The sequence below is a fragment of the Streptomyces sp. NBC_00207 genome, assembly GCF_045160965.1.
GTDB lineage: Bacteria > Actinomycetota > Actinomycetes > Streptomycetales > Streptomycetaceae > Streptomyces.
Map to the genome: position 1 here is coordinate 9265175 of NZ_CP130715.1, position 18604 is coordinate 9283778.

An 18604-nucleotide genomic window follows, 5' to 3' on the forward strand; every position below is an offset into this window, starting at 1 on the left:
CGCACCCGCACCCGGGCCCGGGCCGCCGGCGGCCGGCCGGCGGTCAGGGCCGGGGCAGCACCACCGTGCGCGCCTGCTGCGGGGCCTGCGGCGCGGCGACCGGGTGGGCACCCGTACGGAACTCCTGGGGGCTCATGCCCCGCACGCGCTTGAACGCCGTCGACAGGGCGAACGCCGAGCTGTAGCCCACCCGCCGGGCCACCGTCGCGATGGTGGCATCCGGCTCCCGCAGCAGGTCCGCGGCGAGGGCGAGCCGCCACCCCGTCAGATAGGCCACCGGCGGCTCACCCACGACCTCGGTGAACCGGCGGGCCATCGAAGCCCGCGACACCCCCACCTTCAGGGCGAGTTCCTCCACGGTCCACCCGTGCGCGGGATTCTCGTGGAGCAGCCGCAGCGCCGGACCGACCACCGGATCGCTCTGCGCCCGGTACCAGGACGGCGCGCCACTGCCGGGCGCCGCCAGCCAGGTACGCAGCACCCCGATCAGCAGCAGGTCCAGGAGCCGGTCCAGCACGATCTCCTGGCCCGGCTCGTCCCTGGAGATCTCCGAGGCCAGCAGCGCGACCAGCGTGGTGTCGGCCGCCTCCGCCGGACGCACCAGGATCGTCGGCAGCGCACTCAAAAGCCGCCGGCCGATCTCGCTCGGCGCCTGGTAGGTGCCGCTCAGCATCACGGCCGAGCCGGCATCCTGGAACTCGTCGCCCCAGGTCCGCACACCGAGCGCCATCGTCTCGGTGACGTCCTCACCCTCCTCGGTGCTGCACCGCTGCTCCGGACCGACGGTGATCTGCACCGGCGTGTCCGGGGAGTCGGCGACCGTGTACGGCTCGGGTCCCCGCACGACCGCCACATCACCGGGCCGGATCATCACCGGCGTGCCGAGGGCGGGAAGCAGCCAGGCGTCGCCGTGCACCATCGTGACCACCGAGAGCGGCGCCCGGTCCTCCACGCGCAGCGACCAGGGCGGGTTGAAGACGGACTTGAGCAGGAAGGCCCCCCGGGCCTTGGGGCCCTCCAGCAGTCCGGTCAGCGTGTCCATGCGTACATCCTCTCGCGTCGCGCGGCCGCACCGAAGCCCCCGCACCCCGCCTGACCGCGTCGCCGCCTGCACGCGGCGAAGCGCCCGCTCTCCCGCGGGGGACGGAAAGAGAGCGGGCGCCGATCGCGGGGGTTCTACGCAGCCGACGCGCGGCCGTGCAGCGTCAGCGCGCGCCCCAGCGCGGCCAGCGCCGCCGTACAGGCCACCGTGCGCACGACGTTGCCGGACGCCCAGCGGCCCCCGAAGCGCGAGCGGGCCGCCGCCGCATCGGCGCCGGCCCGGGCCAGCTGGTTGTTGAGGGGGATGTTCACGATCGCGGTGACGGCCAGCGACAGCCCGTACAGCGCGAACGCCAGCCAGCCCCAGCGCGCCGCGTCGGGCCGGCCGCCGCGCTGCTGCTGCCTGGCCGCCACCCCGGTCGCCAGGAACGCGCCCAGGAAGAGCAGGCCGAACAGGCCGTTGTCGATCGCCTCGTTGATGTTCCGCATCGCGGTCACATACGTCTGGTCATCGCCGCGGCCCAGACCCGGCATCACCGAGATGTCGAAGGCGAAGTACAGGCCGGCCATCAGCCCCGTCCCCACCGTCGCCGCCACCAGCGTCACCGATTGCGTGGTCGTGCTGCTCAATTCAGGATTCCCTTCAACGTGCGCTCGTACCGCCGGTTCAGCAGCGTGGCGCCGATCAGCCGGACGGGAGGCGGGATCGTGGCGGAGACGTGCGCGACCGAGCGCCGCGACGCACCGTCGAACATCCACGGCTGCAGATACGTCATCACGCGCATCGGGGCACTGGAGACGACCTTGCGCTCCTCGGCCAGATAGGCCCGCTCCCCGAGCCGGTCGAAGACCGGGAAGACGATCCGCTCCTCATCGCGCAGGTGGTCGCGCAGCACACCCTCGAAAGTCTGCGCCGCCCTCACCAGACCGTCACCGCGGCGGGCGACCGCCGTCGACACGGCCGCCATCGCCGCATCCAACTCCTCGTGGTCCTCGTGCAGTTCACGCGCCTGTGCATCGAAGTCGGCATCCCGGCGGCGCAGCCCCGGCCACAGGACGTCGTCCTCACTGGTGTGGTGCCACTCGATGACCTCGCGCAGCCGCTGCCACCACGCGCTGCCCGCCCCGCTCCACGCGGGGGCCGCGGCGCGCAGCCGGGCCGCGTCACGCCGCATCGCGACGTGCATCAGGGCGAAGCCGTGGAAGTGCGGGGGAAGGTGTTCCAGCCCGTGTTCGCTGGAATACGACGGGGGAGCCGGCACGGGAGCCTCCTGCCTGTCTGTCATGCGGGGTGGTGCCGGTGAGCACTGGCACGGTGTCGTGCGCAGATCCCCGGACACCCCGAGCACCGGGCGGCGGCCGTACCAGAGTCGCCGCCCGGTCAAGGAGCGAAAAGAGGGGAACGCGCAGACGGTGAAGGGGCCTTGTGCCGTCAGACGTTCCAGACCCCGGACGCCGCCGCGTCGCGGGCGAACTCGGAGAAGTCCTTGGGCTTGCGGCCCAGGGCCTCCTCGACACCGTGCACCAGGTGCGCGTTGCGCCCGTCGAGGATCATCGTGAACAGGTCCGCGAACTCCTCCGGGAGGCCGTTCTCGCGCAGCACGGCCCGGTACTCCTCGTTGGTGACCGAGATGTACCTGATCTCCCGGCCGGTGGCCTTGGACAGTTCGGCGGCCACATCGCTGTAGCTGAGCAGGCGCGGGCCCGACAGCTCATAGGTCTTGCCGATGTGCTTGTCATCGGTCAGCGCCGCCACCACGACATCGGCGATGTCATCGGCGTCGACGAAGGCCTCCACCGCGTCACCGGTCGGCAGGGCGATCTCGCCGGCCAGCACGGGCTCCAGGAAGAAGCTCTCGTTGAAGTTCTGGTTGAACCAGCTCGAGCGGACGATGGTCCAGTCGCCGCCGGAGGCCTTCAGGTTCTCCTCCGACACCTCCGCGGCCTCCTCACCGCGCCCGGACAGCAGCACCAGACGGCGCGCACCGCCGGCGACGGCCACCTTGGAGAAAGCACCGACCTGTTCGGCGGCACCCGGGAAGGCGAGGTCGGGGTAGTAGGTCACGTACACCCGGTCGACGCCCTCCAGCGCCGGTCCCCAGGTGGCGGGCTCGTGCCAGTCGAAGGCGGGCTGGCCGCTGCGCGAACCGATCCGGACCTCGCGGCCCTGGGCGGAAAGCTTCTCGGCGACGCGCCGGCCGGTCTTGCCGTGACCGCCGATGACGAGGGTGATCTGCGTGTTCTGAGTCATGAGTACAGTCAAGTCCAGTCTCGCGAGACGGGCCATAGCCACAAAGCTCAGTTCCATATGCCTGCGTCTACGAGAGGTCGCCTCGGAGCGCGACGGAGAGAGGGTGGCTTCGGCGTGAGCTCCAGAATCGTAGGCATGCCCCCAGCAGGCGGGCCAGGCCTCTCCAGCAATCCTCGACCACCCGTGGACACACCGTCGAGCAGCCGTCCAGCCCCTCCTGACCAGCCGTCAAGCCGCCTTGTACGGCAGGACTTGAGCCGTTCTCCGGCCCCCTGCGACACCATCGGCCCCGGAGTCACGACCCGCCCGCTGGGAGGCCGCATGAACGCCACTCCGGATCATCCGGAGCTCGACCACCTGTCCGCCGACCTGGCCGCTCTGCTCACACGGATCGGGCTCGACCCGGCCGCCGAGCCGACCGTACGCCTCGACCGCATCGACACCCGCTTCGCGGCCGCGGCCGCCCGCCACCCGGCCCGGGTCTGCACCCGGGACACCGAGGAGCAGACGACCTATCTCGAATCGGACTGGCTCGCCGACGACATCGCCGGGCGCCTGTCGGGCCGTACGGGACCCGGATCGGTGATCGCCGTCCGCGCACAGCGCACCTGCCGGACCCCCGCCGCCGTGGTGGGCGCCCTGCGCACCGGGGCGGCCGTACTGCCGCTGGAGCCCGGGCACAACGCGGGCCTCCAGGAGTTCCTGATGCGCGACGCCGGCGCCGAGATGGTCATCTCCGACGGCGGACTGCTGCGCGACGAGATCCCGCTGGCCAAGGCGGGCAGGTTCGTCATCGCGGCGCGGCCCGAGGCGGCGATGCGCCGCGAAATCCCGCCGGCCACGGCCTTCCTGGCGCTCCCCACGGGCGGCGATCCGGGCCGGGCACTGACCCTGCGGCCCGTCGGCCACATGGACGTGCTGTCCTGGGTGGACGCCCTGGTCCCGCTGCTGGAGTCGGGACCGGACGAGGTGTGGACGTACTTCCACTCCCTCAGCCTGGACCTGGGCATGCGCGAGATCTGGGGACCCCTGCTGTCCGGCGCCCGCGCCGTCGTCGTGGACCGCGACACCGCCCGCGACGCCCGCGCCTTCGCCCGCCTGCTGGCCGAGCAGGAGGTGACGGTGCTGACACAACTGCCGTCCGCCTTCGCACGGCTGGCCGTCGCGGCGCGCGCCGGCAGGAGCACCCTGCCGGCCCTGCGGCACGTACTGCTCTCGGACGAGCAGACCGACGCGCCCGCCCTGGCCGACTGGCAGGACGCACGCATCGCCCCGCAGGCCGTCCTCTGGGACGTTTCGGGGCCACCGACCGTCCTCTGAAAACAGGGCCGCCGGGGGACCGGCGGCGGGGAGGGCCGCGGACGACCGACCGTCCGCGGCCCTCCCCCCTGTGCCCGTCCACCGGCGGCCGGCGTCAGAAGTTCCCCAGCCCTCCGCACACGTTGAGCGCCTGGGCCGTGATGGAGGCGGCCAGATCGGTGGTCAGATAGCCGACCAGAGCGGCCACCTCCTCGGGGGTGGAGTAGCGGCCCAGCGGGATCTTGGACTCGAGCTGCTCCTGGACGTACTCCTCGGTGGTGTCCCACGCCTGCGCGTACCCGCTGCGCACGCGCGCCGCCATGGGCGTCTCCACGTACCCGGGGCAGACCGCGTTCACGGTGGTACCGGTCGGAGCGAGCTCCTTGCCGAGCGCCTTCGTGAAGCCGACCACGGCATGCTTGGAGGCGGTGTACGGGGCCCCGAGCAGGACCCCCTGCTTGCCCGCGGTGGAGGCGATGTTGACGATGCGGCCCCAGGGCTGCGCCCCGAGGCCGCCGGCGTTGAGGACCTCGCGCGTCAGCAGGAACACACTGTTGAGGTTGGTGTCGATGACGTCGTGCCACAGCTCGTCGGTGATGTCCGCGGTGGCACCGCCGCCGCTGCGGCCCGCGTTGTTGACCAGGATGCTCACCGGCGCCCCGTACACCGCCACCGCCGCGGCGACCACCGCCTTCACCGCCGAGCGGTCGCGTACGTCGGCGGCCGCGCCCTCCACGCTCATCCCTTCGCACTGCAGGTCGGCGACGGTCTGCTTGACCGCGGCCTCGGTACGCGCGCAGACGAACACCCGGTGCCCGCGCGCTCCCAGGTCCCGGGCGACGGCCAGCCCGATGCCGCTGGTCGCCCCGGTGACCAGCGCCACGGGCCGTTCGGGGGCCTGCGTTCTCGCCTTGACCGTCATCCTTGTTCCCTCCGTCGCTCACCAGGACGTCCAGAGCGTGCCGCAGAGCACTCGGGGCGCGACGGATCAGCGCTCGCGCCAGGTCCCCGCGCGCCGCAGCCCGCCGGTTCGGTCCCAGCCGGCGGCCCGGGTGCGGGCGGGCTCGGTCCGCCCGCCCGACCGGCTGACCAGCAGGGCCGTCAACACCGCCAGCAGGGCGGCCGTCTCCGCCGCATCGGGATGCCCGCGCGTGATCCTCCACGACTCCGCTTCCGCCCCCGCCGCCGCTCCGGCCCCGGCGGCCGGCCGTCCGGCCGTCATACCGGCGGGTTGCCGTGCTTGCGCGACGGCAGGTCGGCGTACTTGGGACGGAGCATGGCCAGTGCCGAGGTGAGCACCGAACGGGTTTCGGCCGGGTCGATGACATCGTCGACCAGGCCGCGTTCGGCCGCGTAGTAGGGGTGCATGAGCTCGGTCGTGTACTCCTTGATCTTCTGCGCGCGCGTCGCGTCGGGGTCGGCGGCGGCGGCGATCTCCCGGCGGAAGATGACGTTCGCCGCGCCCTCGGCGCCCATGACCGCGATCTCGTTGGTGGGCCAGGCCAGTGCGAGGTCCGCGCCGATGGAACGGGAGTCCATGACGATGTACGCACCGCCGTACGCCTTGCGCAGGACCAGGGAGATCCGCGGGACGGTGGCGTTGCAGTACGCGTACAGCAGCTTGGCGCCGTGCCGGATGATGCCGCCGTGCTCCTGGCCGACCCCGGGCAGGAAACCGGGGACGTCGACCAGGGTGACGATCGGGATGTTGAAGGCATCGCAGAACTGCACGAAGCGGGCCGCCTTCTCGCTCGCGTGGATGTCGAGCACCCCGGCGAGGTGGGCGGGCTGGTTGGCGACGAAGGCGGTGACGTGTCCGTCCATCCGGGCGAGCGTGCACACCACGTTGGCCGCCCACCCGGGCTGGACCTCGAAGTGGTCGCCGTCGTCGACGACCTCCTCGATGACCCGGCGGATGTCGTACGCCTGCTGCGGATGGGCGGGCACGATCGCGGCGAGCGCCTCGGTAGGCCGGTCCGCGGGATCGTCGCCCCACTCACGCGGCGGTGTCTCGCGGTTGTTGGCGGGCAGCAGCGACAGCAGGTGCCGCACGTCCTCCAGGCAGCTCTCCTCGTCGTCGTAGGCGAAGGCGGCCACCCCGGAGACCGCGGCGTGCACGTCGGCGCCGCCCAGGCCGTTCTGCGTGATCTCCTCACCGGTGACGGCACGGACCACGTCGGGGCCGGTGATGAACATCTGCGAGGTGCCGCGGACCATGAACACGAAATCGGTGAGCGCGGGGGAGTACGCCGCCCCGCCCGCGCACGGGCCCATCATCACGCTGATCTGCGGGATGACGCCGGAGGAGCGGGTGTTGCGCCGGAAGATGCCGCCGTAGCCGGCCAGCGCGGACACGCCCTCCTGGATACGGGCGCCGGCACCGTCGTTGAGCGAGACCAGCGGGGCGCCGGCCGCCTCGGCCAGGTCCATCACCTTGTGGATCTTCTCCGCGTGGGCCTCGCCGAGCGCCCCGCCGAAGATACGGAAGTCGTGCGCGTACACGAAGACGGTGCGGCCGCCGACCGTGCCCCAGCCGGTGACCACCCCGTCGGTGTACGGCCGCTTCTGCTCCAGCCCGAAACCGCTCGCGCGGTGCCGGCGCAGCGCCTCGATCTCGTGGAACGAGCCCTCGTCCAGCAGCAGTCCGATGCGCTCGCGGGCGGTGAGCTTGCCCTTGGCGTGCTGCTGTTCGGTGGCCCGCTCGCCGGGACCGGCCAGGGCCTGTGCCTTGATGCCGGCCAGTTCCGCGGCACGGTCGGTACCCGGCGGGGTGGACACGTCGATGATGGTCATGAGGATCCTCCAGATCTGAAGACCGGATTGCGGCCACCGTCGCGCGCGCGGCTCAAGACGCCGTGGAAGTCCACTCGGACCCCGTACGAGACGCGGTCCTGGCGCGGCTCCGGCGTGCGGGCCCGGCGGCCTGACAGTGGGGGGCGGGGCTCAGGTCGTCCGGTGCAGTGTGAGGTGGCCGCGGCGGACCGGCGTCCCCCGGTACGGCGGCGGCCCGCCGAAGCGGTCCCCGCCGGCCGCGGCCAGCGCCGCACCCGGGGCCACGGCCGCGCCGCCGGTGTACTCCCGCTCCTCGCGCTCCTCCCGGAGGACGTCCCGCAGGGCCTGCTCGAAGCGGTCGATGTCCTGTGCGCTGTTGTCGCGGTGGACGGAGGCCCGCACGGCGGTGGCGCCGCCCCGCGCGGCCGGGTGGAGCGGGTTCTCCTGCGCGACGGTCTTCCAGAGGACGACCCCGCGCCGGGCCAGAGCGCGGCGGATGAGCGCGGCCGGCACCTCGCCGTGACGGAAGGCCAGCATCCCGGCCTGCTCCCGGCCCGGCGCGAGCACTTCGATCCCGGGCGTCCGCTCCACGGCGGCGCGCAGCCGGGGCAGCAGGTCCTCGTAGGGCAGGCGCACGGCGGCGGCATGGTGGGCGAGGGCGGCGTTCAGCGCGGCGACGGCGGCCGGGGCGGGCGCCGGCGGGCGTCCGCTCCACACCCCGTGCGCCGCGTAGGCGAAGCCCACGGCCTCCGGGCCGCGCAGGAACCGCCAGCCGTCCGCCGTGACCAGCTGCGCGCCGATGCGCGCGGCGTCGACGGGGAGCTGGCCGACCGAGTGGGAGGCGTCGACGGCGTACCGGGCCCGGTGGGGGGCCAGGAGCCGGCCCACCTGCTCGACGGGACTGACCGTTCCGCAGGCCGAGGAGACGTGGACCACCGAGACGAGGGCGACGTCCCCGTCGAGGTGGGCCCGCATCCAGTCCAGGTCGAGGTCGCCGTCCGCCCGCAGCGGGACGACCTCCAGCCGGCAACGGGTGCGGTCGCGCAGGGCGTAGAGGGTGCTCAGGCGGGCCACGCCCTCGTACGGGGTGGTCCAGATCCGGTCGCCGGGAGAGAGTTCCGCGGCGCGGACGAAGGCGTCGAAGGCCTCGGCCGCGCCGGTGGCCAGGACCGTGTCGCCGGCCGGGACGCCCAGCAGGGCGCCGAGTCGTTCGTGCACCTCGGTGTGCAGGACGGCGCCGAGGTGCTCCGCCAGCGCGCGGCTCCCGAAGCGGTCGTCGCGGGCCGTGCAGGCGGCGAGCACGGCCCGCACGCCGTCCGGCATCCGGCCCGTGCCCGCCGTGTTCAGGTGGGCCGTTCCTTCCGTGTCGTACGTCGGCGCATTCAATTCAGGGGCCTCCCCCCGCTGTCGGGGCCGCGGCACGTCCACGACCCTGTCTTCCACGCATTGCCAAAACGTCTGGCAATACATTGCCTATCGCTTGGCAGTTTTGGCAATGCCCGCTCCGGCGGCACTCGAGTTCCGGCCCCTTGGCAACACTTGGCAAGATTCCCCGCCGACCCCGCCCCATCGGCTTCCGCGCAGGTCGCAGCGATTCACAGCGGCATGCGGACCGCGCGGGAGACGGCAGGCGCCCCTTGCTCCAGTCCTTCTCAAGCGATTGACGAGCAAATCCCGAGCGGACGTTGCCAATCTTCTTGGCAGAGGACTTGCCAAAAACATTCGAAACGTTGCCACGGAGGAGCCACCATGAAGAACATCGCCCGCCTCGTCGCCACCGCCGCCCTGGCCACCACCGCCGTCCTCACCGCCGGCGCGGCCGCCCACGCCGACGGCGGCGACATCGACTGGCCGGTCGCCCCGGCCTCGGCCGGCGCCCCGGCCGCCCCCGGCACCGGCCCCGCCACCACCCTTATCGACTGGCCGTGACCGCCCGGGAATCCGCCCGGCAGGAATCCGCCCCGGAGTTCCCGAAACGGAAAAGACGACGGAATCCTTTCCCGCATTCCCGGCACCCGTGAGAAAAAGGTCACCCGGGCACGGCACCGCAGGTGGAAGGCGGCTCGAAACCCGCTACAGGAAAGAGATGGAACACATCCACCCCGGCTAGCGTGCCTCGAACGGGGGCAGCTCCTTGGCCACCGGAGGAAAAGAGCCAAGGAAGTACGGAGGAGACCGTGAGAATTCAGGTTCTGGGTCCACTGAGCGCCGAGGTCAACGGCGGATCCATAGTTCCGACCGCGGGCAAACCAAGACAGATCCTGTCACTCCTCGCGCTCTATCCAGGGCGCGTCATACCGGTTCCCACCCTCATGGAGGAGATCTGGGGAACCGCGCCGCCGCAGAGCGCCCTGACCACCCTGCAGACGTACATCCTCCAGCTGCGCAGGCGGCTGGGCACCGCGATGGGGCCCGACGCCCCCGGCGGCGCCAAGGAGGTGCTGGTCACCCGGCACGGCGGCTACCTCCTGCAGATACCCGAGGACGACGTCGACGTGCACGACTACGAACGCCTCGTCCGCGAGGGCCAGTCCGCCTTCGAGTCCGGCGACAGCCAGGTCTCCGCCGCCCGCTTCCGGGCCGCCCTGGACCTGTGGCGCGGCCCGGCACTCGTCGACGTACGGGTCGGACCGATCCTCGACATCGAGGTCATGCGCCTCGAGGAGAGCCGCCTGGTCACCGTGGAGCGGCGGATCGACGCCGACCTCAGGCTGGGCCGCCACGGCGAACTGATCGCCGAACTGACCGAGCTGACCGCACGCCACCCCCAGCACGAAGGACTCCACTCGCAGGTCATGGTCGCCCTGTACCGCGCGGGCCGGCAGGCGACCGCCCTGGACGTCTACCGCCGGCTGCGCGGCCGGCTGATCGAGGACCTCGGAGTGGAGCCGTCACCGCAACTCCAGCGCCTGCACCAGGCCATGCTGGCCGTCGACCCGCAGCTCGACGTGCTCGCCGGACCGCGCTGCACCTCCACCTTCGACCTCTTCGCCGCGTAACGCCCGGCCGGTCAGCCCCCGGCCGCCCGGCGGCCGGGCCGTCCGGCCGTTTCAGCCGCGCCGCACCGCCACCCCCGCGAGCCCCCGGGCGAGCGCGTCCGCGCTGCCCCGGGGACCGCCCAGGCCCGTCATGACCACGCTCACCGGCGATCCCGTCCCCTGCGCGAGGACCCGCCCGAGCTCGTACGCCGCCCCCGCGCCGGGACCGCACCCGCACAGCACCAGCCGCCTGCCCGACGCCAGCAGACCGGTCAGGGCGGTCAGCGCGGCGGGCACCACCGGGCCGGGCGGGCCCTCCAGGTCCAGCGCCACGATGGTCTGCGGGCCCCGGTGCTCCCGCGTGAACAGCTCGTAGCAGCCGCCCACCACCCCCGGGACCACCAGCAGACAGATCACGTCCGCCGAAGACGCCCCGCTGCGCAGCGTTCTGACGGCGGCGCGCCGCGCCGCGGCCGGCCGCCCGGCCATGACGGGGACCCCGTCGTCCGCCAGCAGGTCCAGCACCCGGCCGACGGTGGGATCCGGGTCCGGCAGATCGGTCAAGGCCCGCAGCAGGCCGACGCACTGGCCCAGGACCGCGGCCGCGTCCGCGTCCGCCAGCCTCGCCCGGTCGTAGACGGCGTCGAGCACCAGCGCGCCGCCGCTCTCGTGCCGGGCCACGACCGTGACGGGCACCCCGGCTCCGGCCCCGACGGTCCGCGGTGCATCCACGCCGATGCCCTGCGCCGCCAGTTCACGGCCCACGTCGGCCCCCGGCCCGGCCGGGCCGTCGAAGACGATGACACTCTCGGTGAGCCGCTCGCCCGGCCCCCGCCCGCTCCACACGCGGATGCGGTCGCCCGACACCCACGGGTAGGCGGCCATGTCCAGCCGGGCGTCGTGCACCTGCTGCAACAGGCCGGTCAGCGGGGCCGCCGGATCCACCCGCACCGTCATCGGCAGCGCACTGCCGAGCAGCCCGGGGATACCGGCCGCTCCGGGCAGCGCGATGTCGCCGCCGCAGAGCCGGACCCCGAAACTCACCGGCAGGGGCCCCTCGGCCGCAGCCGCCCGGTACAGCAGCAGCGCCCACACCAGGTGCAGGGCGCTGCTCTCACCGGCACCCCGGGCCGCGGCCCACGACCGCAGCCGGGGACCGTACGGTTCGCCCAGCCGCCGGCGCAGGCGCCCCTGACCGCTCTGGCGGGTGTCCGCACCGGGACGGCCCGGCGCGGTCGCGGCGCCGCGCGGGGGCGCCGCACGCGTCCACAACTCCCGGGCGCCCTCGTCGCTCTGCCGGGCCAGCCAGCGCGCGTGGTCCCACAGGTCGGGGCGGCGCTCACCCCCGGGCAGGACGCCTGCGGCCAGGTAGGCGCGGTAGAACGCGCGCAGCAGGAGACCGACGCCGCGCTCGTCGAGCAGGGCCCGGTGGCAGGTCAGCAGGATCCGGGTGGGCGCCCCCGGCTCCCCCTCCAGCAGGGTCAGGCGCAGCAGCGGCGGCCGGTTGAGGGCGAACCCCCGCGCCCGGTCCGCGTCGAGGAGGTCCTGCCAGGCGATCTCGGCGCGGGTGCGGTGGACGACCTCGACCTCGGCGCACGGATGCAGCAGGAGCCGTGGCACGGCCGTCCAGTCGAAGGCGGCCCGCAGGACCGACTCCCGCCCGCAGACGGACTGCCAGGCCGCGTCGAAGCGGTCCCGGTCGAGCGGTCCCGCCCAGTTCCAGTGGATCTGCTCCACGTACCGCTCCGCGCCCTCGGGACGGGTGACGGCCTCCACGAGCAGCTCGCGCCGGTACCCGTCCAGGGCCAGGGGTTCGCCGCCGCCCGGGTACGGGCCCAGCAGGTCGGCCAGCAGCCCGGCGCTCAGCGGAGCGGGGCCGGCCGCGGCGGCGTCCGGCAGGAGGCGCAGGGTGTGCCGGCCCGGACCGTGGCCCTCCAGGGTGACCCGGAAGCTGCGGTGGCGCTCGGCGATGCGGGCGGCGAACACCTCGGCGTCCGCGTCGTGGCGCAGCCCGCGCAGGCCGAGGACGAGCGTGGAGCCGGGCGCACCGCGGCCCGCCTCGTGCACCACCGCAAGGACCGGCCCCGGCCCGTCCGCGGCGTCACGGCGGCTCACCGGCCGGCCCGCACACAGCCGGCCCGGACGCCCGCCGCGCTCCCGTCAGTCGCCGGCACGGACACGGACACGACACGGCGGGGACGACGCGAAGGGCACCGCGGGACGTTCCCTTGCGTTCACGGCGTCCGCCTTCCCTCGCCCCGCCCGGAGGTCACCGGTCGCAGAAAGCGTAAGTGGTCCACCGGCCCGGACCCCCTTTCCTCGAGCGGGACTGCAGCGCTTCGCGAACCGGTGTCGACCTGCGCCTCCCGGGCCGCCGCCGGCAGGACGCGCCGGCGCCGGTGCGCGGCGCCGACCAGGTAGCGCTCCTGGACGAGATGGGTGGTGAACGACCAGTCCCCGGCCGGCCCCCCCTCCTGCACAGCGCCCGCCAGGACGACACGCCCCCGGTCGTCGTGGCCGAACCCGACGGTGGAAGAGCCGCGCCGCAGCCCGTGCCCGTGCCCGAGCGCCCTGGCGTGGGCCTCCTTCAGGGTCCACAGCCACAGCAGCCGGGCCCGGCGCTCGCTCTCGGGCAGCGCGGCCAGCGCCGCGCCCTCCGCCACGGTGCACAGGGGCCCGGCCGGCCCGTCGCAGGAGACGTCACGGTCTGCGGCCTGCACGTCCACACCGATCGGACCGGTGCGGCTGACGCCGACCACGATCAGCTCACCGGTGTGCGCCAGGCTCACCTCCAGGTCCTCGCCCGCACCCCGCACCAGGGGCTGTCCGCCCGGCTCGTACCCCAGTTCCAGGCCGTCCACGGGAACGTTCAGCGCCGCGGCGGCGGCGTGCCTGACCACGAACCGCGAGACGGCGAACCGCATCCTGCCGGCCGCGGGCTCCGTCTGCCGGTAGCGGGGCCAGTCGCTCCCGAGCAGGGGCCGCAGCGCGGGGTCGAGCAGCACGGCCGCCAGCCACTGGCCCCACGTCGTGCAGATGACCGCCCGGCCGACGTCGTCGAGCCGGTCGCCCACCTCGTCCCAGGGGCCTTCGGGACCGGCGATGTGCACCGGCGCGTCGAGCGGATCAGGGCGGTACCGGACGGGGACCATGGTCACGACCTCCTTCTCGTGCTCACAGCGGACCCGCGCTCACAGCGGACCCGCGCTCATCGCGGACCCGTGGACCCGCGGACGGCGAAACCCGGAAGTCACCGCAGCCGCCGGACGGCGCTCTGGGCGTGCCACCCGGCCAGGCGCAGCGTCTCGGTACCGGCCCGCCCCAGCCACGTCCGCACGTACCGGCGGGCCTCGACCAGGCCGCTCCCCGCACCCAGCACCTCCTCGACCGCTTCCTCCCGCAGCATCACCTGCCGGGCGCAGACCACCCGTACGCCGCCCCCGTCCGGGACCAGCGACCACTCGCCGCTGTGCGCGGCGATCAGCCGGGACGTCGTCAGCTCCTTGTGGACGATCCGCGCGGCCGAGGGGAAGCACAGCCGCACCGACCGGGTGGTGAGCGTGCGTCCGCCGGGGGCGGCGCAGGTGTCCACCGTGGCCAGCTGCACGCCGGGTACGTCCTCGATCACCCCGGCCGACTCCACGTGCGGGACGCGCTCGGGCCAGTCCCCGATCCGGTAGAGGAAGTCGTAGACCAGCTCGGCGGGACCGTCGACGTGCACGCTGTCCTCGAAGGAGAGCAGCAGCTGGTCCAGGCGCTCCCAGCGCTCGGCGACCTGCTTCACTTGGGCGAGCTGTTCGGCCGGCTCCGCCTGCCACTCCTGCCGGCTGCGCCCGGTCTCGGCGGCGGGCAGCCCCTCCAGGGTGCGTTCCTGACGCAGCGTCAGCAGTGATTCCGTCTCGCCGAGCGCCTCGACCGTCCAGAGGCCGGTGGTGGGCACACCCGGGCGGGCGGTGTCCTCCTGCTCGAACCCGACGGTCCTGGCGCGCGGGTCCAGCACCCGGCGCACGTGGAAGGAGCGGACCCTTTCGTCCCGCACGTCCCAGAGGCGCAGCCGCTCCCGGACCCCGTCGAAGTCCATCCGCTCGACGTGGACGTGCGAGGGCAGCAGAAGGGGCCAGCGGACCGCATCGGCCAGCAGTCCGTAGACGACGCCGGCCGGGGCGGCCACCCACGCCGTCTGCTCGCTCGCGTGCACGCGCTGCGACGACATGAGACGCACCCCCGCCCTGCTCGTTCCTGCGATGCCCTCCAGGCTGCACCACAGGACTCGAGCCTTCCTCAACCCCCGACGGGCGAGACCCCGCCGACCAGGCCCGACGGACCCGCCGGGCCCGCCTGACCGCCCTGACCGGCCTGACCTACCTGTCCTACCTGTCCTGCCTGTCCTGCCTGTCCTGCCGGGGTCAGTGCGTCGGCCAGCACTCGCCAGATCTCGGCGGCGAGGTCGATGTTGGCGTCCTCCTGAGCCTGCTGCGCCAGCGCCCGCAGGCCCTGGATCCCGCAGGGGTCGCCGCCGAGGATCAGCAGCTGATGCCGCAGGATCTCCAGCCGTACCCGGCCGCGGTAGGTCATCCTCGACTGGTCGCCGGCCAGCGCGGCGAGCAGGGCGCGCGCGTCGTCGTACCGGCCGGTGGCGAAGGCCAGGTCGGCCTGGAGCGCGGTCAGGTCCTGCCGCAGCGCCGGTGTGCCCACGAAGGCGAGAGCGGCCTCGGCCTCGGCGGCGCGGCGCTGGGCCTGCCCGGGATCGGCGGGCAGCTTCTGCAGGTGCAGCCGGGCCGTGGCCAGCCGCAGCCGGGTCCACAGGACCAGGTCCTCCTGGCTGCCGAACCGGTCGAGGGCATCGTCCAGGCAGGCCTGCGCGCCCGGGTAGTCGCCCTGGCGCATCCGGACGGCGGCGGCCGTCCACATGGCCTCGGCCCACAGCGCGTCGGCGCGGCCCTCGACGAGAACGGTCAGCTCGTCGGCGTGCACGCGCGCGTCGCCGATCCGGCCGGCCTCGGCCTGGACGGACACGAGCGCCAGCAGGGCGGTGGCCCGGTCCTCCACGCCCAACTCCTCGCCCAGCGCGATCCGGTGGGCCTCGACGGCGGCCTCCAGGGCCGCCTTGATCTCACCGATGGACCGCAGGCAGCGGGCGAGGCGGGTCAGGCCCCGTACGCGCAGCTCGCACACGCCCACTTCCTCGCCGAGCTCGACCAGGTGCGTGAGCCGCTCCCGTTCCAGCGCGTGGTCGCCCTGGACGCGGGCGGCACCGGCGAGCAGCCACAGCGCCTGCCAGCGCAGGACCGGGCTCTCGTGTTCCTCGGCGGTCAGCGCCTGGCGCAGAGCCTCGACGGCGTCGGGGGAGCCGGTGGACGCCGCGAGGGTGAGCGCATGGGCCAGCGAACCGGTGGCCGGCTCCTCGAAGTCGGCCGCCTCCAGGCCCAGTCGGCCGGCCAGGTACCCCACGGCCCGCTCGGTCGGCTGGCGTGCACCGGACTCCAGACGGGAGAGATAGCCGGTGGACATCCCCTCGCCGGCCAGCGCCGTCTGGGACAGTCCCCGGGCCGTCCGGAGCTTTCTCAGGCGGTGTCCGAACGCGGGCTGTCGCAGCATGAGCATCCCTGAGGTCGCGGGCAAGAAATCTGTCGGGAACCGCCAACGAGCGTAGGACGCCCGGCAATACGCGGGCAAACCTTTGCCAGGGGTTCGCGGCGGCTCTCATGCGCACGTCATGCGTTCCTCGAGCGTTCCTCGATCCGGCCGAGGCAGACTCTCCAGAACCCGGCCCCGGGACCCGGCCGGCGCCCCGCTCTTCCCGCATTCAGCGCCTTGGAGTCGACGATGAGGCCATCGGTGTGCGCATCCCGCGCGTCCTGGACGCCCGCAGCCCACACCACGCTCGCGGCCCCCGCCCTCCGGCCCGCCGAACCGACCGGGAAGACCCGCCCGGACGACGACATCGGCTGGCCCAGGAGATAGCCCCGGCCCGCACGACCGGCGTACGGGTCCCGGGCGGGTGCTCAGCCCGCCGGCCGAGCCGCCCCGGCCGCCGCCGAGGCGGCCGCACCGTCAGCCGATCCGGCCCGCCCGCCGCCGAACACCTCCTCGACGAGCCTGGCCTGCGCCTTCTGGAACGCCGCCGCCAGCGACATCGCCGCGTCGTCCACATAGTTCAGCGCGGCGGTCAGCGTCTTGCCGCCGTCGGGCGTGCTGTACATCAGCGCCGCATGGCCCGCCGCGCCGCCGTTGTGGAAGAAGACGGTGGCGCCGTTCCCGCCCACCTCCTGCACGCGCAGCCCCAGTCCGAAACCGCTCGCGGCGTGCGGCGTGCACATCTCGGCCAGCAGCGGGGCCGGCAGGAGCCTGCCGCCCAGCAGCGCGGAGATGAAGGTGTGCAGGTCCTTCGTGGTCGAGATCATGTCCCCGCCGGCGGAGATCCAGGAGGGGTTCTGCCGGGTGACGTCGACCGTCTCCTGCCGGCCGGCGTCCTCGTACCGGTAGTAGGCGTGGGCGTGCGGCTCGGGGATCTCCACGCCGGTGCCGGGCAGCGACGTTCCCGACAGGCCGAGCGGTCCCAGGATCCGCTCCTGCATCTCCTCGGCGCACGAGCGGCCGGTGACCCTCTCGACCAGCAGCCTGGCCAGCACGTAGTTGGTGTTGGAGTAGCTCCAGCCCGTCCCCGGCTCGAACCGCGCCGGCTTCGACAACGACAGCCGCACCAGCTCCTCGGGCCGGTAGGTCGTGAACCGGCCCTCCACCCACTCCCGGCCCGCGATCGTGGAAGGGATCCCGTGCGCGACCGTCCCGTCCTCCAGGAGCTCGCCGGTGTGGTTGAACACCCCGCTGGTGTGCTGCAGCAGCATCCGCACGGTGATCCGCCGGTCCAGCCCGAACCCGGGCAGGTGGCCGGCCACCGGGTCGTCCAGCCGGATCGCGCCCTCGGCCACCAGCTGCAGCACCACGGTCGCGGTGAAGGTCTTGGTGTTGCTGCCGATACGGACGTGGCCGTCGACCGGCGGCCCGGCGCTCTCGCCCAGCTCCGCGACACCGGCACTGCCGACCCACTCGCCCCGCTCGTCGTGCACGCGCAGCGTCACCCCGGCGATACCGGAACCGACGATCTCCCGGATGGCCTGCTGCAGCTCCGGGCGCTCCGGTACGGCGGCGGCGGAGTTCTTCGTGGTGGGGAGGGACTCGCTCATGGGTCATTCCTCAATCTCGCGATGGGCAGGCGTCCGGCACGGCTCGAAAGCGCAGCGTGGCCCCGTGAGTTGGAGGCCCGGTGGCCTCCGGCCCTTCCGAGGCGGCCGTGCGATGAGCGTGCACCCTGACCCAAGGTCAAGGTCAATCTCCCTCGCGACCGTGGACCGAGCCGATGCGCGCTACCCTCGCCCCTGTGATCGACTACAACCCGTACCTGAACGCCGCCCACGATCCGCAGGCGCGCTGATCCGATGGCAGACGGGCTCACGATCGGCCAGGCGGCGGCGTTCGTCGGCGTCACGATCAAGACCGTGCGGCACTACCACCGCCTCGGCCTGCTCGCCGAGCCGGAACGTGACGGTTCCGGCTACCGGCGCTACCGGTCGGCCGACCTGCTCCGCATGGTCCGGGTCCGGACCCTGGCCGGGGCCGGCGTGCCACTGGCCGAGATCGGTGACCTGCTCGACGCCGATCCCGAGCGGTTCGCCGCCGCCCTGGACGACGTCCACCGCCGGCTCACCGAACGGATCGAGGACCTGAGCGCACGCCGCGACACCCTGCACCGGCTCGCCCACGGCGACCGGGTCCTGCTGCCCGACCGGGCCTGCACGGCCTTGGACCGGCTCGCCGAACTCGGCTTCGCCCCCGACTACCTGGCCGGCCAGCGGGAGGCCCTGGTACTGGCCCGGGCCCTGGTTCCGGAGATCTTCGACAGCTTCCTGGCCCGCCTCGAGGACGTCCTCGACGACCCCGAGCACGTCGAGCTGACCAAGAGGGGCTGGGACGCGAGGTCCTGGGACCCGGACGACCCGCGCATCGAGGAACTGGCGTCCGCGCTGACCGGCAAACTGCTGGCCAACGGCGCGCTGCTGACGGCGCCGGCCGGCTTCCGGAACCGGCCCGACGCCGCCTCCCGGTACGCCCTGGTCAACCACCACCGCGAAGACCAGGCACCGTCCATCGCCCGGCTGAACACCCTGGTCGAGACGAACCTGCGCGCAGCCGGCATCGACATCCCGCATCAATGACGGCCACGGCCACGACCACGGCCACGGCCACCGCCGTGACCCCGGGC

17 protein-coding genes are annotated in these 18604 nt (G+C 73.6%); 4 read left to right on the forward strand and 13 right to left on the reverse strand.

Annotation, left to right across the window (positions count from 1 at the left end; translation table 11 throughout):
- Positions 1-43: 43 nt before the first annotated feature.
- The 4 genes from OG472_RS42850 to OG472_RS42865 form a co-directional block, all read right to left on the reverse strand.
- Complete coding sequence (locus OG472_RS42850) at positions 44-1042, reverse strand: AraC family transcriptional regulator (RefSeq protein ID WP_401611375.1); 999 nt, start codon at positions 1040-1042, stop codon at positions 44-46.
- A gap of 134 nt (positions 1043-1176) precedes the next feature.
- The gene (locus tag OG472_RS42855) at positions 1177-1671 is read right to left on the reverse strand and encodes a DUF1772 domain-containing protein (RefSeq protein ID WP_401611373.1); all 495 of its coding nucleotides are present in this window, start codon (positions 1669-1671) and stop codon (positions 1177-1179) included.
- Complete coding sequence (locus OG472_RS42860; protein WP_401611371.1) at positions 1668-2303, reverse strand: hemerythrin domain-containing protein; 636 nt, start codon at positions 2301-2303, stop codon at positions 1668-1670. Before OG472_RS42860 ends, OG472_RS42855 begins: the two co-directional genes overlap by 4 nt.
- A gap of 170 nt (positions 2304-2473) precedes the next feature.
- Positions 2474-3292 carry an NAD(P)H-binding protein gene (locus tag OG472_RS42865; RefSeq protein ID WP_401611369.1) on the reverse strand — a complete coding sequence of 273 codons (819 nt, stop codon included), beginning with the start codon at positions 3290-3292 and terminating at the stop codon, positions 2474-2476.
- 321 nt (positions 3293-3613) lie between these two features.
- Here OG472_RS42865 and OG472_RS42870 point away from each other — a divergent pair, with 321 nt between their 5' ends.
- A complete protein-coding gene (locus tag OG472_RS42870) occupies positions 3614-4612 on the forward strand; it encodes an AMP-binding protein (protein ID WP_401611368.1) in 999 nt (332 codons plus the stop codon).
- 94 nt (positions 4613-4706) lie between these two features.
- On the opposite strand, the gene OG472_RS42875 is transcribed toward OG472_RS42870, so the two are convergent.
- The 4 genes from OG472_RS42875 to OG472_RS42890 all read right to left on the reverse strand — a co-directional run bounded on the left by OG472_RS42875 (position 4707) and on the right by OG472_RS42890 (position 8749).
- Positions 4707-5513 (reverse strand): SDR family NAD(P)-dependent oxidoreductase, encoded by an 807-nt coding sequence (locus OG472_RS42875; protein WP_401614655.1) that lies wholly within the window; start codon positions 5511-5513, stop codon positions 4707-4709.
- Positions 5514-5579: 66 nt separating this feature from the next.
- Complete coding sequence (locus OG472_RS42880) at positions 5580-5813, reverse strand: acyl-CoA carboxylase epsilon subunit (protein WP_405827042.1); 234 nt, start codon at positions 5811-5813, stop codon at positions 5580-5582.
- Complete coding sequence (locus OG472_RS42885) at positions 5810-7384, reverse strand: acyl-CoA carboxylase subunit beta (protein ID WP_405827041.1); 1575 nt, start codon at positions 7382-7384, stop codon at positions 5810-5812. The genes OG472_RS42880 and OG472_RS42885 overlap by 4 nt, the downstream gene beginning before the upstream one ends.
- A 150-nt stretch (positions 7385-7534) precedes the next feature.
- The gene (locus OG472_RS42890; protein WP_405940653.1) at positions 7535-8749 is read right to left on the reverse strand and encodes an aminotransferase class V-fold PLP-dependent enzyme; all 1215 of its coding nucleotides are present in this window, start codon (positions 8747-8749) and stop codon (positions 7535-7537) included.
- 363 nt (positions 8750-9112) lie between these two features.
- Here OG472_RS42890 and OG472_RS42895 point away from each other — a divergent pair, with 363 nt between their 5' ends.
- Together OG472_RS42895 and OG472_RS42900 are read left to right on the forward strand one after the other, a co-directional pair.
- The gene (locus OG472_RS42895) at positions 9113-9292 is read left to right on the forward strand and encodes a hypothetical protein (RefSeq protein WP_405827039.1); all 180 of its coding nucleotides are present in this window, start codon (positions 9113-9115) and stop codon (positions 9290-9292) included.
- Between the two features lie 248 nt (positions 9293-9540).
- On the forward strand, positions 9541-10362 hold the full coding sequence (locus OG472_RS42900) for a BTAD domain-containing putative transcriptional regulator (RefSeq protein ID WP_405940652.1): 822 nt from the start codon (positions 9541-9543) through the stop codon (positions 10360-10362).
- 51 nt (positions 10363-10413) lie between these two features.
- Here OG472_RS42900 and OG472_RS42905 read toward each other — a convergent pair whose 3' ends face one another.
- The 5 genes from OG472_RS42905 to OG472_RS42925 form a co-directional block, all read right to left on the reverse strand.
- Positions 10414-12456 (reverse strand): condensation domain-containing protein, encoded by a 2043-nt coding sequence (locus OG472_RS42905; protein ID WP_405940651.1) that lies wholly within the window; start codon positions 12454-12456, stop codon positions 10414-10416.
- Positions 12457-12575: 119 nt separating this feature from the next.
- Positions 12576-13493: a 4'-phosphopantetheinyl transferase family protein gene (locus tag OG472_RS42910; protein ID WP_401614734.1), complete on the reverse strand. Its 918-nt coding sequence runs from the start codon at positions 13491-13493 to the stop codon at positions 12576-12578.
- A gap of 98 nt (positions 13494-13591) precedes the next feature.
- Positions 13592-14554 (reverse strand): SRPBCC family protein, encoded by a 963-nt coding sequence (locus OG472_RS42915; RefSeq protein ID WP_401614669.1) that lies wholly within the window; start codon positions 14552-14554, stop codon positions 13592-13594.
- A 68-nt stretch (positions 14555-14622) separates the two neighbouring features.
- Positions 14623-15939: a helix-turn-helix domain-containing protein gene (locus OG472_RS42920; RefSeq protein WP_405940650.1), complete on the reverse strand. Its 1317-nt coding sequence runs from the start codon at positions 15937-15939 to the stop codon at positions 14623-14625.
- Positions 15940-16346: 407 nt separating this feature from the next.
- The gene (locus OG472_RS42925; protein ID WP_405940649.1) at positions 16347-17528 is read right to left on the reverse strand and encodes a serine hydrolase domain-containing protein; all 1182 of its coding nucleotides are present in this window, start codon (positions 17526-17528) and stop codon (positions 16347-16349) included.
- A 252-nt stretch (positions 17529-17780) separates the two neighbouring features.
- Between OG472_RS42925 and OG472_RS42930 the strand changes: the two genes are divergently transcribed.
- Positions 17781-18557 (forward strand): MerR family transcriptional regulator, encoded by a 777-nt coding sequence (locus tag OG472_RS42930; protein ID WP_405940648.1) that lies wholly within the window; start codon positions 17781-17783, stop codon positions 18555-18557.
- The last annotated feature ends 47 nt before the right edge of the window (positions 18558-18604 follow it).

Excerpts from the sequence above, each read along its gene's own strand:
- OG472_RS42870 (WP_401611368.1), top strand. The coding sequence starts at position 3,614 with ATGAACGCCACTCCGGATCATCCGGAGCTCGACCACCTGTCCGCCGAC.
- OG472_RS42925 (WP_405940649.1), bottom strand. The coding sequence starts at position 17,528 with ATGAGCGAGTCCCTCCCCACCACGAAGAACTCCGCCGCCGCCGTACCG.
- OG472_RS42885 (WP_405827041.1), bottom strand. The coding sequence starts at position 7,384 with ATGACCATCATCGACGTGTCCACCCCGCCGGGTACCGACCGTGCCGCG.
- OG472_RS42920 (WP_405940650.1), bottom strand. The coding sequence starts at position 15,939 with ATGCTGCGACAGCCCGCGTTCGGACACCGCCTGAGAAAGCTCCGGACG.
- OG472_RS42875 (WP_401614655.1), bottom strand. The coding sequence starts at position 5,513 with ATGACGGTCAAGGCGAGAACGCAGGCCCCCGAACGGCCCGTGGCGCTG.
- OG472_RS42880 (WP_405827042.1), bottom strand. The coding sequence starts at position 5,813 with ATGACGGCCGGACGGCCGGCCGCCGGGGCCGGAGCGGCGGCGGGGGCG.
- OG472_RS42850 (WP_401611375.1), bottom strand. The coding sequence starts at position 1,042 with ATGGACACGCTGACCGGACTGCTGGAGGGCCCCAAGGCCCGGGGGGCC.
- OG472_RS42895 (WP_405827039.1), top strand. The coding sequence starts at position 9,113 with ATGAAGAACATCGCCCGCCTCGTCGCCACCGCCGCCCTGGCCACCACC.
- OG472_RS42910 (WP_401614734.1), bottom strand. The coding sequence starts at position 13,493 with ATGGTCCCCGTCCGGTACCGCCCTGATCCGCTCGACGCGCCGGTGCAC.
- OG472_RS42915 (WP_401614669.1), bottom strand. The coding sequence starts at position 14,554 with ATGTCGTCGCAGCGCGTGCACGCGAGCGAGCAGACGGCGTGGGTGGCC.
- OG472_RS42930 (WP_405940648.1), top strand. The coding sequence starts at position 17,781 with ATGGCAGACGGGCTCACGATCGGCCAGGCGGCGGCGTTCGTCGGCGTC.
- OG472_RS42865 (WP_401611369.1), bottom strand. The coding sequence starts at position 3,292 with ATGACTCAGAACACGCAGATCACCCTCGTCATCGGCGGTCACGGCAAG.